The following is a 16,638-nucleotide window of genomic DNA, read 5'->3' on the forward strand; positions in this document are numbered from 1 at the left end:
CGACCCGCGCCTGGCCGGCTATCTGTCCACCCTGAGCACCGGCCTGATGGACCTGCACATCTGCACCGGGGATCTGGATGTCCTTGCGGAAGCCGTCAGCACCGGCCGACAGTCCCTGGAAGCGGGCGTCTCCGGCCGCGCGCGGAGGGAGGTCGCGTGCGTCGGGCTCTTCGTCGACGAGCGGATCCAGGTCCAGGACCTCGAAGACCCTTTCGAAACTGACCACCGTGGCCATGGCGGTGGTCTGGAGCATCGACAGCCGGTCGATCGGCTCGTACAGCCGGACCAGCAGTGTGCCCATGGCGACGAGCGTGCCCAGTTGCAGTGTGCCGTCGATGGCCAGACTGCCGCCCAGGCCGTAGACGGCGGCCGTGGTGAACGCGGCCAGCAGGGTGAGGATGATCCACGGGAGCTGGCCGTACAGTCCGGCCGTGACGGACACGTCCCGGGCCCGGCCGGCCTTGCCGGAGAACAGCCGGCTCTCGTCGTCGGGCCGGCCGTAGAGCTTGGCGAGCATCGCCCCCGACACGTTGAACCGCTCGTTCATCAGTGAACTCATCTCGGCGTCCAGCCCCATTCGTTCCCGGGTGAGCCGCCGCACCTTGCCGATGACGAGCCGTGCCGGCAGCAGGAAGACCGGGATGGCCAGCAGCGCCACGACGCTGATCTGCCATGACAGGTAGAACATCGCGGCGAGCACCAGGGCCAGGGTGAGCAGGGTGGACACCGTCTGGGACAGCAGACTGGTCAGCGCGTCACGGGCGCCGATGACATCACCGTTGAGCCGGCTGACCAGGGCCCCGGTCTGAGTGCGGGTGAAGAACGCCAGCGGCTGCTTCTGCACGTGCGTGAAGATCCGGTGACGCAGGTCGAAGACGACGCCCTCTCCGATCCGGCCCGACGTCCAGGCGTCCAGGTACGTGGCCCCCGCCTGGAGCAGCACCGCCGCGACCAGTGCTCCGGACAGCCACAGCACCGTGTCCTGACGGCCCGGCACGATGCCCTCGTCGATGATCACCTTCAGGAGCAGCGGGCTCGACGCCATGACGACGGCTTCGGTCACCGTCGCCAGCAGCAGAAGAGCGATGAGCCGCCGGTATTTCATGGCATACGGGAGAATGCGCCGGAGGGTGCCTTGTCCGAGGCCCGGACGGCTCTTTCTCGTCATGGGAACCTTCTTCGCTCGATGAGCAGCCCGGAGATGAAAATCCCGTCGGACTGTCAATCACGGATAGTCCGGCGGGATCAGGAAAATGAACTATTTTGCAACGGGGCGGTGCTGAGTCAACTCAAGGCTCTTGGCCGGGGAATGATGTCCCGGTCGTCCAGGAGTTCGGCGAACTCCAACCAGGTCGCGGCGTATTGTCGCGCGAGACTTCCCACCATTTCTCCGCAGTGCGGCGGTACGACGGCCGTCAATTGGTCCCATTCGGCGGAGGCATTGTGCTGGAGCAGCCTCAGCAGGTGCCGTCCCTCCTCCTTGAGCCGCAATGACGGATCACGCAGCAGCTTGTCGAGGACCTGGGCCGGTGCGGGCGGCGGCGGACAGGCCCTGCTGTCGGCCGCGGTCCTCGTGATCTCGGCGGGAGGGGGTGTGGCGTCATTGGCTTCCGCGGCGGCCTGCCGTGCCGGGCCGTTGCTTTCGGGGGTGTCCGGCCGTGCCGAGGCGGGCGGCATGCCGGCTTTCACCCGGCGTCGCACATCGCTGGCGGTGGCCGGGGATATCCCCGCGATCCGGGCCACCTCGCGCAGGGACGCCTCGGGGTTCTCGGCCATCACCTCGGCGGCGCGCCACCGGCCCTCGACGCTGCTGAGTGGCCGGATCCGGCCGTCTTGGCCGATGCGCGAGTTCAACTGCGGCACGGCGGCAGTTGAACGGCGTCGGATGGAGGCGACGGCCTTAGCGCCCAGGCCGGACACCCGTGCGATGGCACGGTCGGACATCTGCGGATGGGAGGTCATGATGCGCATGGCGGCGACCCGCCGGTCGGCCTGTGAGAGCGGGAGGCCGTGCGTGATGTTGGCCTGAACGGCTTTCAGGAACGCTTCGTCGGCGCTTCCTTCGAAGAATTCGACATCGATGCTCTCCTGCCCTCGCAGGAGGGCGGCGAGCAGCCGGTGGATCCCGTCGATGACGCGCATGTCGGACCGCCGGACGAGAATCGGCGGCAGCGGCCCGTCGATCTCGGCCAGCCGGGCCACGTGTTCCTGATCGGGACCGTGGGATCGGGGGGACTTGCCCGGGAGCAGTGCCGCGATGGGGACCCGCACCACGGGGAGGCTTCGCACCTCCGCGGGATCAGCGCCTGTGAAAGGAACGGCAGCTGGTGCCGGTTCGGCCACGAGCACGGCGGACACTGGCTCTTCCAATTCGTTCACCCCGTAAGTAGAAAATTCAGTGTGATGTGCGCGAAAAACGTTTCGACATTGCGGTTCGTTCTCCATCCGCCCCGGGTCAGGGGGCGCGGCGCGACTGGGCTTGGATCCGGACCCGGCGGCCCGCGTGGCGAGCGGCTGCTGTTCCTGCTGCGGTCTTGGCCTTCACTCATGGTCATATCTTGTCGAGATGATGTCGAGGATGTTCAACGTGTGCATAAGGAGGCGCAGAGGTGATCACACTCGTGTGCCGCTTCTGAGTGCCCTATGCACGCATCCCCGGAGGGAAGACGCGACGTGACGTGAACGGAGGGGGCTCACGGCCCGGGTGCTTTGGTGGCACCTGGCTCGCCGGGCGAGACAAGGCCCGTCTCGTAGGCGAGGACCACGGCCTGAGCCCGGTCGCGCAGCCCGAGCTTGGAGAAGATCCGCGCCACGTGGGTCTTCACCGTCGCTTCGCTGAGGGTCAGCTCCGCCGCCAGCTCGGCGTTGGACAGCCCCCGCCCCAGCAGCGCCAGCACCTCGCGCTCACGGGGGGTCAGGGTGCCCAGGTCTCGGTGCACGGAGGGAACGTCGGGCTTCGGGCCCGGCCCCGGGTCGGCGGCGGCGAAGCGCTCGACCAGCCGCCTGGTGATCGACGGAGCGAGCAACGCGTCGCCCTTGCTGACCAGATGCACGGCGGTGGCCAGGAAGTCCGAGGTGACGTCCTTCAGAAGAAAACCGCTTGCACCCGCCGCGAGGGCGGCGTACACGTACTGGTCGAGATCGAAGGTCGTCAGCATGATCACGCGGCAGTTCGCGTCCTGGGCCAGGACGCGACGGGTGGCCTCCAGCCCGTCCATCACCGGCATGCGGATGTCCATCAGCATCACGTCCGGGCGCAGCCGGCCGCACAGTGTCACGGCTTCCCTGCCGTTGCCCGCTTCCCCCACCACTTCGATGCCGCGAGCGGTGAGGATCATGCGGAATCCGGTGCGGACCAGTTCCTGGTCGTCCGCGATGACGACGCGCAGACGCGGCTCGGCGGACGTCACTGGCAGTCCAGGGGAATCCGGGCGCGGACGCGGAAGCCGCCACCGAGGCGGCGCCGGGCGTCCATGTCGCCGCCGTACAGGGCGACGCGCTCCTGCAGCCCGATGAGACCGCGGCCGGCGCCGTCGGCCCGGGGCGGCACCGTCTCGCCCGAGACGAGATGGTTCGCGGACAGGACGCTCGGCCCCGTGTTCAGCACCTCGACGCGCAGAAAGCGATCCGCGTACCGCACCGTCACCTCGGCTTCCGCCTCACGCCCGTGCTTGAGGGCGTTCGTCAATGCTTCCTGAATGATGCGATAGGCCGTGACGTCGACGCCGGCCGGCAAGGGACGTGCCTCGCCCAGGATCCGGGTCTGGACGGGCAGCCCCGCGAAGGAGATCCGGTCGACGAGAGAGCCGAGGTGGGCCAGGCTCGGCTGGGGCGCCAGATCGGCATCCCAGGGCGTGGCCTCGCCGTCCGGCGACGGTGCCAGCAAGCCCAGCAGATGCCGCAGATCCGTCATCGCGCTGCGCCCGGCGGTCTCCACCGCCCTCATCGACGCCTCGGCCTCGACCGGCATCGTGGCGAGCACCTCACGCGCGGCACCCGCCTGCACGACCATGAGGCTCACGTTGTGGCTGACGATGTCGTGGAGTTCCGCCGCGATGCGCGCACGCTCCGCTGCGACCGCAGCTTGCGCGGCACTCTCACGTTCCATCTCCATCAGCAGCCCACGCTCCGCAAAGGCGGCACGATGGGTCCTTCGTGCCCTGACCAGCGCGGCGCCCAGCACACCTGCCACCGCGCAGACCACGACGAGGGCCACGACCAGCCACACCACGCCTGAACTCCACACTCCTGAACTCTCCCACCGCAGAACGTGATTCTCATCCTTCCACGGAGCCAGTCACGTACATCCCTGGGATGACGGCCCTGCGCGGTTACATCCGAGGAGGGACGTGCCGCCTCTGCAGGGCTCCTAGATTCGTGGCATGGCTATGGAACCAGGCACTCAGCAGGTGGTCGTCCAACTCGAGGACGTCCACAAGAGCTACGGCGATGCGAGCGCCTTGAACGGCATGTCCCTGGAGATCCGGGCGGGGGAGGCGGTCGCGGTGATGGGACCGTCCGGCTGCGGAAAGTCCACCCTGCTCAACATGGTCGCAGGGCTCGACCGCCCCACGTCCGGGCTCGTCCGGGTCGCGGGACAGGACCTCAGCCAGCTGAAGGAGACGGGCCTGGCCCTCTTCCGTCGGCGGCACGTGGGCATGATCTTCCAGTTCTTCAACCTCATCGACGACCTGCCGGCGCTGGACAACGTGGCCCTGGCCGCCCAGCTGACCGGGACATCGGCACGGCAGGCCCGCCGACGGGCGCTGGAGCTGCTGGAGGAGCTGGGCATCGCAGGCCGCAAGGACATCTACCCGGCCGCCCTGAGCGGTGGTGAACGGCAGCGGGTCGCCGTCGCCCGGGCGCTGATGAACCGTCCGGCCCTGCTGCTGGCCGACGAGCCGACCGGTGCCCTGGACAGCCGCTCGGGCGAGCAGGTGATGGACCTGCTGATCGACCTCAACCAGATCGGGCAGACCCTCTTGATCGTCACGCACGACCCCAACCTGGCCACGAGGTGCGCAAGCCGCCTCGTCGAGGTCGCCGACGGCCAGGTGGCCCGGGAGAGCGCTCTGGAGCGGACCGCATGAGCGCGGTGTGGAAGGCCTCGCGCGCGGCGGTGAAGCGACGCAGGCTCCAGACGGTCGTCATCGGGCTCGTCGTGCTGTTCTCCAGCGCCACCATCCTGCTCGGCCTCGGTCTGCTCAACGCGGCCTCCGCCCCGTTCGACAAGGCGTTCTCCCAGCAGCGCGGTGCCCACATCGTGGCCTCCTTCGACCTCGGCAAGGCCGAGGAGGAGGACGTGGCACGCACCGCGAAGCGGCCGGGAGTCGAGGCCGCAGCGGGGCCGTTCCAGCAGGCCGTGGTCGAACTGCCGCAGGACTGGCTGTGGATGTCGGCCGGGTCGATGACCGTCGTGGGCCGCGCCGATCCGTCGGGCCCCGTGGACCACATCCGTCTTCTCGAAGGGCGCTGGGCCACCCGGCCCGGAGAGATCGTCGTCAACTGGCCCGTCGACGGAAGCCCCGGCGACGGCTCGCTGGGACAGCGGCTGAAGGTTCCCGGGGCCCCGCCCCTCACCGTCGTCGGATTCGCCAGCAGCATGAGCAAGTCCGCCGGCGCGTGGGTCTCGCCGAAGCAGATGGCCGCCATGCAGCCGACCAGTGCCCAGATGCTGTACCGCTTCACGGAGCACTCCTCGGACAGCCGACTGCGCTCCGACGTCACCACGGCTACGGCTGAACTGCCGGACGGCTCCGTCACCGCCGTCCAGTCCTACCTCACCCTCAAGCGGGCCTTCTCCTCGCAGGCCGACGCCTATCTGCCCTTCATGGCCCTCTTCGCCGTTCTGGGACTGCTCGTCTCCGTGCTGATCGTGGCGAACGTGGTGAGCGGAGCGGTCGTCTCGGGGTACCGGCACATCGGGGTGCTCAAGTCCCTGGGCTTCACCCCGAACCAGGTGGTCGCGGTCTACCTGGTGATGGTCTCGTTCCCCGCGTTCATCGGGTGTGTGATCGGCACCGCGATCGGCAACGCCGTGGCCGCCCCCATCCTGCGCGTGGCCTTCACCGGCATTCAGACAGGAAGCGCCACGATCGAGTTCAGTCCCTGGCTGTCCGTGGTGACACTGCTCGGCATGCCCGTGCTCGTGGCCGCGGCCGCTCTGGTCCCGGCGTTGCGCGCCCACCGGCTCTCCGCGGCACAGGCCATCATGGCCGGCAGCGCGCCGCGCACCGGTCGTGGACTGCGGGTCCAGCGATGGCTGAGCGGCACCCGGCTGCCGCGTGCGATGAGCCTCGGCCTGGGCCAGCCGTTCACCAGGGTGAGCCGCACCGCCCTGACCATGGCCGCCATCGTCCTCGGGGTCACCACCGTGACCCTGACGACCGGCCTGACCAGCACGATGGTCGCCTACGCCGACCGCGGCAAGACCGAGGGAGTGGCACAGGTCGACATCGAGGCAGGCTCCCCCGGGGGCAAGAAGGCCCCCCGGCTGGACGACGCCGAGATCGAGCAGAAGCTGCGTGCGCTGCCCGGGGCGGACCAGGTCAGGGTCCGGGCACTGGCCAATGTGCTCGTCGGTGGATCCACGGACCCGAGGTACGCCAACTTCTACCGCGGGGACACCGGCGACCTCGCCGAAGAGATCGTCCGGGGCCGCATGCCCGAACGAGCGGGTGAGGCCGTGGCCGGGCCGGCGTTCCTCCGGCAGAACGGCCTCGACGTGGGAGACCGGGTCACCGTGCACCTCAACGGCCGTCAGATGCCCGTGACCTTCGTGGGCGAGGTGATGGAGGGCAACGCGCGGGCCATGGACTTCGGCTGGCAGACGCTCGAGCGGCTCGCTCCGGAGCTCCAGGCCACCGAGTACTCGGTCCGGCTGGAGCGGGGCGCCGACGCCCAGGCCTACGTGGACGCCGTCGAGAAGATGGACCCGGGTCTGCACGCGTCGATGAAGCGGCCCGACAACGCCGCGTCCACCACGGTGGTCGGCTTCGCGTCGCTGTTCACCCTGCTGCTGGCCGTCGTCGCCGCACTCGGCGTGTTCAACACGGTCCTGCTGAACATCCGGGAACGCCGGCGCGACCTGGGCATGCTCAAGTCGATCGGCATGACCCCGCGCCAGGTGATCCTGATGACGGTGACGTCAGTGGCCGGGGTGGGCGCGGTGGCCGGCGTCGTCGGGATCCCGCTCGGCATCGTCGCGCACCGCGTCCTCGTGGATCAGGTGGCCGTCATCGCCTTCCCGGAATCCATGAAGGACGTCTGGCACGTACCGCAGTTGGCCGGACTGGCCCTCGCGGGTGTCGTGATCGCCGTGCTCGGCGCTCTGATCCCGGCCCGCTCGGCGGCGAACCTGACCATCGCCAAGGTGCTCCACAACGAGTGAAGACCCCCTGACCGCCCCGGCCCATCCGCTTCGATCCCCCGCGACGGATGGGCCGGGGCTCTTTGCGTGCGACGGTTTGCCCGCACCGTACGGAACCCGGCGCCGGCGAGGCAAGCACAACGAAGCCTGAGAGCAAGGCCGTTCAACCGTGGCCGTGGCGCAGTTGAACGATCCGAATACGGACGACGAGTTCAATGTACGGTCGCCCCACGTTGAACTCGCCCGAAACGCCACGGCGTTCCGGTGCGTCCACATGCGAGGACACAGGGGGGCGCCAGATGTCCACGCCGGATCTCCCCACTCCCGTTTCGGACGAGCCGGACCACGGGGCGGCAGCGGCCGTGATCGGCCGTGTCACGGGCCTGCGGGTCACGGGGCCCGGCACCGCCGCGCTCACCGCCGAGCCGGATACGAGCGGCGCCCGGACGCGCAAGCGCATCCGGGCCGGGGCACGGTGCCGTGCCGTCCGTCAGGTCCCGGGGACCGCCCGAGTGACAGCGGCCGGCGCCCTGTGGCCGGCGGACGCCGTCATCCGCGGCGGCGTCCTTCGTGCCCCGGCACCGGACCGCCCCGGCACCGCCCCCGGCCGTGGCCCGGACACCGGGGCCGGGGCGGGAGCCGCCAGGGCATGGGCGCGCCTGGACCGCACCGAACGCAGGCCAGGACGGCTCTCGCCGCACGCCGCGAGGGGCTGCCCCAGGGCTCGGCCGCGCGCGTGTGGCCGCCCATCCGTTCATCGCGAGATCCGAGCGGTCACACCGACCGCCTGATCCAAGTGGCCCGTCTGTACGCATGAAGGGAACACCTGTGTTCGTCGATTACCTCACCGATGTCCTCACGACGGTCTTCAAGGTCACCGGCACCATCGACCCCGCGAAGTCCTTTCAGGAACTGGAGGTGGACTCCCTCTCCCTGGCCGAACTCGCCGCACAGCTGGAGGACGAGTTCGACCTGACCATCGAGGAGGAGGAACTGAGGCCCGAGAGCACCGTTCTCGAAGTGGCCGAGTTCCTCGAGGCCAGGGGGGCGGTCTTGTCGGCATGACCGCTCAGAGACTCGGCCGGCCGGATGTCGTGATCACCGGCATCGGCATGGTCACACCGGCCGGCGCGGACACGCAGACGGCGTGGAAGACGACATGCGCCGGCCGGCCCACGGCGGCGGCCGACTACCGGCTCGCGGGCATGGCGGTCCCGTTCAGCTGCGCCGTCGCCGGATTCGACGCGGAGCTGACGTTCGGTGTCGACGCCCGGCGGATGGACCCCTTCGTCCAGTACGCCGTGGCCGCGGCCCGCGAGGCCGTCGGCGACGCGGGGGCGCGGGACGGTGCCTGGGACCCGACACGCGTCGGCGTCGTCATCGGTACGGGTACCGGAGGCCAGGGCACCTGGGAGGAGCAGGGGCTTCGCATGCACGAGCGGGGCCCGCGAACGGTCAATCCACTGACCGTTCCCAAGGCCATCGGCAACATCGCCGCGAGCACGGTCACCATGGACCTCGGTCTGAGAGGGCCCTCTCTCGCGGTGGCGACCGCTTGCGCCACAGGCTCCACCGCCCTGGGACTCGCCCTGGACATGCTGCGGGCGGGCCGCTGTGACGTGGTCCTGGCCGGGGGCACCGAGGCCACCGTGACGCCTTTGGTGTCCACCGCCTTCGACCGGCTGAAGGCGCTGTCCCGGCGTACCGGCGACCCGGCCGGCGCGTCTCGGCCCTTCGACGAGCAGCGCGACGGCTTCGTGCTGGGCGAGGGCGCCGCGGTTCTCGTGCTGGAGCGCGCGGAGGACGCTCGGGCCCGGGGCCGGCGCCCCTACGCACGACTGCTGGGCTACGGAGCCACCTCGGACGCCCACCATCTCACCGCCCCCGACCCTGCCGGGGTCCGTGCCGAGGACGCCGTACGGCAGGCGCTGGAGGATGCGCAGGTCGGGGCCGAGGACATCGGGCTCGTCAACGCCCACGCCACCAGCACCCCGCGCGGCGACGCCATCGAGGCCCGCCTCATCGACCGGATCTTCGGCCCGCACACGCCGGTGACGTCCACCAAGGGGGTGACCGGGCACATGCTCGGGGCCGCCGGAGCCGCCGAGGCCGCTTTCACCGCGCTGTCCATCGCCGACGGACTGATTCCGCCCACCGCCAACTTCGAGGCGGCCGGTGCCGACATCCCCGCGATCGACATCGTCCACGGCGGACCCCGCCAGGCCGCGGTGCCCGTCGCCGTCAGCAACTCCTTCGGCTTCGGGGGCCACAACGCGGTCCTCGTCCTCGGCAGCGCCTGACGCGCCCTCGCAGGCGGCGGCTGCCCGCGGTCTGCCGGGGTCCCGGGCAGCCGGCCGGCACCGCCGCTCCGGACCGTGCCGAGCCGTCTGGCGCGTGCGGAACAGCGGGTGGTTCAGCGGGCGGACCACTGTCCGGGGCCGTCGGGCCGAACCGGCCCGGTCCCCGGGAAACGAGCCCGAAAGCGGTGGACCCGGCCGCGATGCCCGGCGGCCCTCCGAAGCGGCGAACAGGGCCCGACGAAGGTGCTGCGGCGCCGCACGGCGGGAGAGCGGCCGTACGCGACGCCGGCGGGAACCTCACCGACCAGTCGGAGTGGCCGGGTCCGCACAAGAAACCGCTGACGGTACGCCGGCGGCCCCGGCCGACGTACCGTACGGTCCGGCAGCTCACACCGCCGCGGGGCGCGCCACGGCGGCTTCCCGGCCGCTCAGCAGCGAAGCCGCCAGATCCGGCTCCACGTTTCCGCCGCTGAGCAGCACTCCGACGTCCGTTCCGTGCCGGGAACCGTGCTCCAGCGCGGCGGCGAGTGCCGTGGCCGCCGCCGGTTCGATCACCAGCCGTGCCTGCAGGAACGCGGCGCGCATCGCCTCGGCGATGGCTTCCTCCGGCACTGTCTCGACCGCGGCCACAGCCCTCTGGGCGAGGCCGAACGGCAAGGCGCCGATGCGATCGGGACGCAGTCCGTCGGCGATGGTGGGCCTGGCGGTCACCGTCACCGGACGCCGCACCCGCAGCGCCGACGTCAGGGCCGGCACGGCTTCCGGCTCCGCCCCGACCACGGCCACCTCGCGGCCCTCGGCCGTCAGACAGGCACCTGCGATCGCGCTGCCGCCGCCCACCGGGACCACCACCGCGTCCAGCCGTACGCCCTGTTCCTCGGCCTGTTCCAACAGTTCCGCCGTGGCGGTTCCCTGGCCGGCGACGACATGCGGGTTCTGGTAGGGGTCGACGACGTCGTAGCCGAGCCGCTCCCGCAGTCTGGCCACGGCAGCCGCCCGGTGGGCGAGCAGCGTGCCGGCCGTCACGACCTCGGCACCGGCCTCCCGGATGCGGCGGATCTTGGCGGGTGCGGCGTCGCCCGGGAGGACCATGACGGCCGGAAGCCGGTACTGCCGGGCGGCGAGCGCGACTGCGATCGCGTGGTTGCCGGTGCTCTGCGCGATCACCCCGCGGCTTCCGGAGGATGCGAGGTGCTCCACCGCCAGGAGCGCCCCGCGGACCTTGAACGAGCCACCGCGTTGGAGGTTCTCCGCCTTCAGCCACAGCCGCGCGCCGCACCGGGCGTCCAACTGGTCGCAGCGCAGGACCGGTGTTCGCCATACCCTGCCGGCCAGCCGTAGCCCGGCCCGCTCCACGGCCGCACGGTCCAGACGCACGGTCTCCCCTGAGCCGTCCAGGCCGTTCCCTCCCGTGCCCGCGGACGTGTGTTCGCGCGCATGACCGATGCCCATGAACTCCCCCTGCAAGTTTGAAACTCGGAGCCGCGTGCGATGCCGCAGAAGCCGGAACGGCAATGTGGGCAAAGGCGCCGTCAGAGAAGGAGCGCCGGCTTGCGGCGTCCCTACGGCAGCGGTGACGCGGAAATTCGGAAAACTCTCCGAGCGTACAACTGCGCGCCATTTCCGTATATCCGCCGCGGGTGAGGGTGCGTGGCTGTGGCGGAGCCAACGGGTGGGCCTGCGCGGAGAAAATCGGGTACCCGACCTGTTTCCCCGGCCGTTCAACCGACGAATCTGCGCAGTTGAAGACGAGAACAGGCCAAACCAGCGAACTGCCGCGCAGATCAGGCAAATGCTGGAATGATGAGGCATCAGTCGTTCCGAGGCGGGAACGCGCGCCCGGCAAGGTATGGTGCTGCGGCCCTGTCCGGCCGCACCCACCGTCAACGTCGCCAGTCCCTGGTGCCATTGCCCTCAGACCCACGCGGAGAGCCGCGGAAGAGTTAGCGATCACTCGGCCGCCGGCTCCTGTTCTCTCTCGTCTGTGGTTCGACGCCTTGTCAGAAAGGTCGAGGATGAACCCTGACTCCCCGTCCACCAGGCCTGCGTGGAAAGTGCAAGGTCCCCGCCGTCCGGGTGACCGTGCGAACTGCCTCTCCCGGCTCCTGCTCTGGACGGCCCGGTGGCTGCCGAGCGTGCGGGCGGAGCTGCCCGGGCTGCGGGCGGCGGTGGCTCCCGGTGCGACCTGTGTGAACTTCGCTGCCGCAGGTGCGGGCTACAGCATGGTCCTGTCGGCTCTCGCGGGCCCGAGCGGGCGGGTGCACCACGTCGAGCCACGGGCACGCCCGCCTCGGCGGCCCGTGGGTGCCGCACTGCTGCGGTGCGGAAACGTTTTGGTGCACCACATCGCCGAGGCCGAAGCCCCTGACCTGTGCGGCGCGGACGCCGGCTGCCTTCCGTCCGCGCCGGTGTCGGGCGACCTGCCGGGCGTACCGGCCGAGGCCCTGCCGACGGCCTGCGAGGGATCGTGCGCCGCCCGGGCGGCCGAGCAGACGCTGGACAATCTGGTTCGGTGGCTGGGCCTGGAGAGGGTCGACTTCCTCGTGATCATGCCGGGCCCCGGCACCGCCGGCCGCCGCGTGCTCACCGGAGCTTTCCAGATACTGCTGCGCGACCGCCCGGCTCTGCTGGTGCGGACCGGGGCCCTGCCGTCCGTCGACTCGGGCGCCCTCGTGCCCGGGCTGACCGGCACCCTGGGCTATCGCATGTACCGGTGGATCGCCGGAGGCTGGCAGCACACCGTGGCGATCACCGAGGACTGTTGCACCTACCTGTTCCGCGCCCCGCCCTCCCGTCTCTGGCAGGACTGAAGCCCGCGCTCACCGGTCGCGTCCGGATGCCCGATCTCGCGCCGCCCGTCCAACTGGCGCGAGGACACGGTTGAACGGCAGGCCCATATGCAGTTGTGTCGTCAGTTCAGGCCTTTGGGCAGACAGGCCTGCGACAGGGGAATTCAGTTCGCCGTTGTGCCCTACATCGAGCCTGTGTACGGTCGATCTTCGTTGAACTCCCGGGAACACCCTGTCACCTGTTGCTCGGAAAAAGGGAAATCGAAGGGGCGTGAGCATGCACGCAACGGAGTTCACCACGTCGGCCCGGGAGGAACCGGCCCACCGCTTCGCCGCGGTTGTCGCCGGGCTGGGAACCTGCCTGCCCCGCGCGGAAATAACGAACAGCTGGTTCGCGGACCGTCTGGACACCAGCGACGACTGGATCCGCGCGCGCACGGGCATCGCCGCCCGACGCCGGGCGGGGCCCGATGTCTCCATGACGGATCTCGCCTGCGCGGCGGCCGACGCCGCCCTCCGCTCGGCGGGGCGTACGACGGTGGACGCCCTGGTGCTTGCCACCACGACCCCGGACCGCCCCTGCCCGGCCGCAGCACCGGAGGTCGCCGAACGCATCGGGCAGGGCGGCATACCGGCCTTCGACGTCTCCGCGGTGTGCAGCGGCTTCCTCTACGCCGTGGCGACGGCCACCGGACTGCTCAGCGCCGGTCTCGCGAACAGCGTCCTGGTGACGGCCGCAGAGACGTACTCACGCATCGTCGACCCCGACGACCGGTCCACCGCGGTGCTCTTCGGCGACGGCGCGGGTGCGGTGGTACTGCGCCGCGGGCACGCCTGGGAACAGGGGGCCCTGCTGGGCTTCGACCTGGGGAGCGATGGGGCGTCATGGGACGCCATCCATGTGCCGGGCGAGCGCGAACAGCCCGACGGAGAGCGTTGGTTCACCATGCGGGGCCGCACCGTGTATCTCCGGGCCATCGAGCGGATGACCACGTCCGCCCGGAAGGTGATGAAGGACTGCGCCTGGGGCCCGGACACCGTCGAGGCCCTCGTGGCCCATCAGGCCAACGCCCGCATCATCGAGGCGGTCGCCGACCGACTCGGCGTGCCGTCCGAGGCCGCGCTCTGCGAGATCGCCCTGGTCGGCAACACCGCGGCCGCGTCCATTCCGCTGGCGCTCGCCGACGCCCTGGACGGCGGGCGCCTCAAGCCCGGCTTCCGCACCCTGCTCACCGCCTTCGGCGGTGGTCTCACCTGGGGTTCGGCCGCACTCACCTGGCCTCAGGTGACCCCTGTTCGCAGCGAGTTATGACAGAAGGAACCATACAGATGATCTCCCCCCACCTACCCTCGTTCCGTGACCTGCCCGGCCGGACCCCCGAGGTCCCCGCCGCCGGACCGAAGGCATGACCGCCGCGGTGCGGGGCCGGCCCGACATCGTCGTCACCGGTCTCGGAATGATCACGCCGGTCGGACTGACCTCCGGCCAGAGCTGGAAGGCGACCTGCGCCGGCCGGTCCGGCGCCGCGGAGGATCCCCGCCTCGCCGGGCTCCAGGTGCCTTTCAGCTGCGCCGTGACCGGCTTCGGCCTTCAACGGGACCGCGGCGAAGCCGAAACAGCTCCCATGGACCTCTTCGCGCAGTACGCCGTCGCCGCGGCACGTGACGCGGTCGCCGACGCGTCCCTGACCGACGGCTCCTTCGATCCCGCCCGGGCCGCCGTGGTCCTCGGCAGCGGAATCGGCGGACAGCGGGCCTGGCAGGAGCAGTTCCTGCGGATGGCCGACGGGGGGCCGGACGCGGTCGACCCGCTGACCGTCCCGAAGGCACTGGACGACTCCGCGACCGCTGCCGTCGCCCGCGACCTGGGCCTGCACGGTCCGTCCCTGTCCGTGTCGACGGCATGCGCTTCCGGCACGACCGCGCTGGGCGTGGCCCTGGACCTGCTGCGCGCGGGCCGCTGTGACGTGGTCCTCGCCGGGGGCACCGAGGCTGCCGTGACCCCGTTGGTCTCCACCGCCTTCGACCGTCTCAAGGCGCTCTCCCGGCGCCATGACGAGCCGGACCGGGCGTCCCGGCCGTTCGACACGCGGCGAGACGGCTTCGTCATGGGCGAGGGGGCGGCCGTCCTCGTCCTGGAACGTGACGACGACGCCCGAGCTCGGGGGCGGCGCGGTTACGCGCGGCTGCTGGGCTACGGCGCCTCCTCCGACGCCCACCATCTGACCGCTCCGGACCCCGAGGGGCACGGAGCGCGGCTCGCGCTGCGGCAGGCCCTGGCCGACGCGGGGGCCGGCAGCTCGGAGGTGACCCTCGTCAACGCCCACGCCACCGGCACCGGTCAAGGGGACGCCGTCGAGGCACGGCTCATAGAGAGCGTCTTCGGAACGGAGGTCGCCGTCACCTCCACGAAGGGCGTGACCGGGCACATGCTCGGCGCCGCGGGGGCGGTGGAGGCGGCCTTCACCGCCCTGTCGATCGACCAGGGGCTCATCCCGCCCACTGCCAACTTCGAGACCCGGGACCCGGATCTGCCCGCTCTCGACATCGTGCACGGCACTGCCCGGCCCATGCCGGTCTCCCTCGCTGTGAGCAACTCGTTCGGCTTCGGTGGCCAGAACGCCGTCGTCGTGCTCGGCAGCGTCTGAAACAGAGGGGTCGGCCTGCCGTCGGGTTCGTCCGGGCGGCGGGTGATCCTGCCGACTGAACGACCGCGGGGAGCGACGGCTTCGGTCGGGATGGCCGAAAAGAGGCGGGTGGGGCGGGATCCCGTCATGAGGAGACCGGACTTCCGCGCGAAAGCCGAGTGTCCCGGGCGCTCCCGTGGCGGATTTCCGCGGTCTGAAATGAGGTCTCGCGGGTGACGCGCGTCGGTTTCGGGCTTCTCGGCGTCAGCGGGGAGTCTCCGAGGGGGAAGACTGCACTCGTTCCTCCAATTGTTGCGCCAACTCCAGCCACTTGGCCGCGAATTGACGGGCCAGATTGCCGATCACCTCACCGCAGTGGGGCGGCACGGCTTCGGTGAGGTTGGGCAACTGCGTCACCGCGTTCTGCTGCAGCAGCCGAATGAGGTGACGGCCGTCTTCCTTGAGGCGCAGAGAGGGATCGCGCACCAGCTTCTCGAGCAGCGGACCGGGGGCTGAGACCCGCTGCTGTCGTCCCGGCGCGGGCCGGGCGCCGGAAAGGGCGGTTCCGCACCTCGAGGGGCCGGGGGGCGGTGAGTCCGCGTCGGTCGGGTCCGCCTGCGGCTGCATACCGGCAGGCGCGGGGGAGTCGCCGGCTCTGAGACGCTTGCGTACGTCACTGGCGGTGGCGGGCGAGATTCCGGCCAGCTGGGCGATCTCCCGTAAGGACGCGTCCGGCTTCTGCGCGATGACCTCGGCGGCTTTGAGTCTGCCCGCGACGCTGTTCAGTGGACGCACCCGTCCGTCCCGGCCGACACGGGTGTCCAACTGAGCACAGGCGACAGTTGAACGGCGGCGGATGGCCGCCACGGCCTTGGATCCCAGACCCGAGGCGCGGGCGATGGCCCGGTCCGACATCTGCGGGTGCGAAGCGATGATCTTGGCGGCGGCGGTGCGCCGGTCGTGGAGTGACAACGGGAGGCCGTGGGTCACATTGGCTGCGACGGCCCGCAGGAACGCCTCCTCCGGAGGCCCGTCGAAGAACTCCACGGCGATGGTTTTCTGGCCTCTGATGTATGCGGCCAGCAGGCGGTGCATGCCGTCGATCACGCGCAGGTCGGATCTGTTGACCAGGATCGGCGGCAATGGGCCTTCGTATTCGGCGAGCTGGGTGGCATGATTCTGGTCCAAGCCCTGCGATCTCGGTGAGTCGCCCGGCAGCAGCATCGCGATGGGAATCGATACGGCTGCGATTTCATTGGAATCAAATGCGGTTGCCTGCGCTGCTTCAGTCGCCGAGCCGACTGAATGTCTGAGAGCAGGGCTGTGTTTTCCTATGTGTGCCTCGTGCATTTTTACTCCCCCGTTCCCGCCTTTTTGAGTAGCTGCTCCTGTTGTTCATCAGTGCGATGAAATCTGTCCATTCGGACAGCGGTGCTCGATCCGTGCCAATTGAGGTCGCGGGGCTGGGTGGTGGCGGTCCCGAGGCTCTGACCTCAATGGATGCTCTCCATGTCAAGGGCTGTCGGCAAGCGGCTGACACTGCTCTCGTCGCA

13 protein-coding genes are annotated in these 16,638 nt (G+C 70.3%); 7 read left to right on the plus strand and 6 right to left on the minus strand.

Annotation, left to right across the window (positions count from 1 at the left end):
• The 4 genes from K4G64_RS19735 to K4G64_RS19750 all read right to left on the minus strand — a co-directional run.
• A partial coding sequence (locus K4G64_RS19735; protein ID WP_221757342.1) for an ABC transporter ATP-binding protein occupies positions 1 to 1,168 on the minus strand: 1,168 nt, incomplete at its 3' end.
• Positions 1,169 to 1,284: 116 nt separating this feature from the next.
• Positions 1,285 to 2,379: a ParB N-terminal domain-containing protein gene (locus K4G64_RS19740; RefSeq protein WP_374206431.1), complete on the minus strand. Its 1,095-nt coding sequence runs from the start codon at positions 2,377 to 2,379 to the stop codon at positions 1,285 to 1,287.
• 314 nt (positions 2,380 to 2,693) lie between these two features.
• Positions 2,694 to 3,410, minus strand: a complete 717-nt coding sequence (locus tag K4G64_RS19745; RefSeq protein ID WP_221757344.1) for a response regulator transcription factor — start codon at positions 3,408 to 3,410, stop codon at positions 2,694 to 2,696.
• Entirely contained in the window at positions 3,407 to 4,216 is an 810-nt protein-coding gene (locus K4G64_RS19750) for a histidine kinase (protein ID WP_308122428.1), read from the minus strand. Before K4G64_RS19750 ends, K4G64_RS19745 begins: the two co-directional genes overlap by 4 nt.
• A gap of 166 nt (positions 4,217 to 4,382) precedes the next feature.
• Between K4G64_RS19750 and K4G64_RS19755 the strand changes: the two genes are divergently transcribed.
• The 4 genes from K4G64_RS19755 (at position 4,383) to K4G64_RS19770 (ending at position 9,669) form a co-directional block, all read left to right on the plus strand.
• Positions 4,383 to 5,090, plus strand: a complete 708-nt coding sequence (locus K4G64_RS19755) for an ABC transporter ATP-binding protein (RefSeq protein ID WP_260460684.1) — start codon at positions 4,383 to 4,385, stop codon at positions 5,088 to 5,090.
• Positions 5,087 to 7,390: an FtsX-like permease family protein gene (locus K4G64_RS19760; protein ID WP_221757346.1), complete on the plus strand. Its 2,304-nt coding sequence runs from the start codon at positions 5,087 to 5,089 to the stop codon at positions 7,388 to 7,390. Before K4G64_RS19755 ends, K4G64_RS19760 begins: the two co-directional genes overlap by 4 nt.
• Positions 7,391 to 8,182: 792 nt before the next feature.
• Positions 8,183 to 8,434 carry an acyl carrier protein gene (locus K4G64_RS19765; RefSeq protein ID WP_221757347.1) on the plus strand — a complete coding sequence of 84 codons (252 nt, stop codon included), beginning with the start codon at positions 8,183 to 8,185 and terminating at the stop codon, positions 8,432 to 8,434.
• Positions 8,431 to 9,669: a beta-ketoacyl synthase gene (locus K4G64_RS19770; RefSeq protein ID WP_221757348.1), complete on the plus strand. Its 1,239-nt coding sequence runs from the start codon at positions 8,431 to 8,433 to the stop codon at positions 9,667 to 9,669. The genes K4G64_RS19765 and K4G64_RS19770 overlap by 4 nt, the downstream gene beginning before the upstream one ends.
• 387 nt (positions 9,670 to 10,056) lie before the next feature.
• Here K4G64_RS19770 and K4G64_RS19775 read toward each other — a convergent pair whose 3' ends face one another.
• Positions 10,057 to 11,121: a threonine/serine dehydratase gene (locus tag K4G64_RS19775; RefSeq protein ID WP_221757349.1), complete on the minus strand. Its 1,065-nt coding sequence runs from the start codon at positions 11,119 to 11,121 to the stop codon at positions 10,057 to 10,059.
• An 884-nt stretch (positions 11,122 to 12,005) separates the two neighbouring features.
• On the opposite strand from K4G64_RS19775, the gene K4G64_RS19780 reads away from it, so the two are divergent.
• From K4G64_RS19780 to K4G64_RS19790, 3 genes are all read left to right on the plus strand, one after another.
• On the plus strand, positions 12,006 to 12,479 hold the full coding sequence (locus K4G64_RS19780) for a hypothetical protein (protein ID WP_221757350.1): 474 nt from the start codon (positions 12,006 to 12,008) through the stop codon (positions 12,477 to 12,479).
• A gap of 256 nt (positions 12,480 to 12,735) precedes the next feature.
• Positions 12,736 to 13,770 carry a beta-ketoacyl-ACP synthase 3 gene (locus K4G64_RS19785; protein ID WP_221757360.1) on the plus strand — a complete coding sequence of 345 codons (1,035 nt, stop codon included), beginning with the start codon at positions 12,736 to 12,738 and terminating at the stop codon, positions 13,768 to 13,770.
• Between the two features lie 94 nt (positions 13,771 to 13,864).
• Positions 13,865 to 15,106, plus strand: coding sequence for a beta-ketoacyl-[acyl-carrier-protein] synthase family protein (locus tag K4G64_RS19790; protein ID WP_221757351.1), 1,242 nt, complete (start codon positions 13,865 to 13,867; stop codon positions 15,104 to 15,106).
• Positions 15,107 to 15,349: 243 nt separating this feature from the next.
• Here the strand turns inward: K4G64_RS19790 and K4G64_RS19795 are convergent, their stop codons facing one another.
• Positions 15,350 to 16,435: a ParB/RepB/Spo0J family partition protein gene (locus K4G64_RS19795; protein WP_260460685.1), complete on the minus strand. Its 1,086-nt coding sequence runs from the start codon at positions 16,433 to 16,435 to the stop codon at positions 15,350 to 15,352.
• Between the last annotated feature and the right edge of the window lie 203 nt (positions 16,436 to 16,638).

The organism is Streptomyces sp. WAC04114 (assembly GCF_019733245.1).
Lineage (GTDB): Bacteria > Actinomycetota > Actinomycetes > Streptomycetales > Streptomycetaceae > Streptomyces > Streptomyces massasporeus_A.

Coding starts and splice junctions, on each gene's coding strand:
- K4G64_RS19785 (WP_221757360.1), top strand. CDS start 12,736: ATGCACGCAACGGAGTTCACCACGTCGGCCCGGGAGGAACCGGCCCAC.
- K4G64_RS19775 (WP_221757349.1), bottom strand. CDS start 11,121: ATGGGCATCGGTCATGCGCGCGAACACACGTCCGCGGGCACGGGAGGG.
- K4G64_RS19795 (WP_260460685.1), bottom strand. CDS start 16,435: ATGCACGAGGCACACATAGGAAAACACAGCCCTGCTCTCAGACATTCA.
- K4G64_RS19755 (WP_260460684.1), top strand. CDS start 4,383: ATGGCTATGGAACCAGGCACTCAGCAGGTGGTCGTCCAACTCGAGGAC.
- K4G64_RS19760 (WP_221757346.1), top strand. CDS start 5,087: ATGAGCGCGGTGTGGAAGGCCTCGCGCGCGGCGGTGAAGCGACGCAGG.
- K4G64_RS19765 (WP_221757347.1), top strand. CDS start 8,183: ATGAAGGGAACACCTGTGTTCGTCGATTACCTCACCGATGTCCTCACG.
- K4G64_RS19770 (WP_221757348.1), top strand. CDS start 8,431: ATGACCGCTCAGAGACTCGGCCGGCCGGATGTCGTGATCACCGGCATC.
- K4G64_RS19790 (WP_221757351.1), top strand. CDS start 13,865: ATGACCGCCGCGGTGCGGGGCCGGCCCGACATCGTCGTCACCGGTCTC.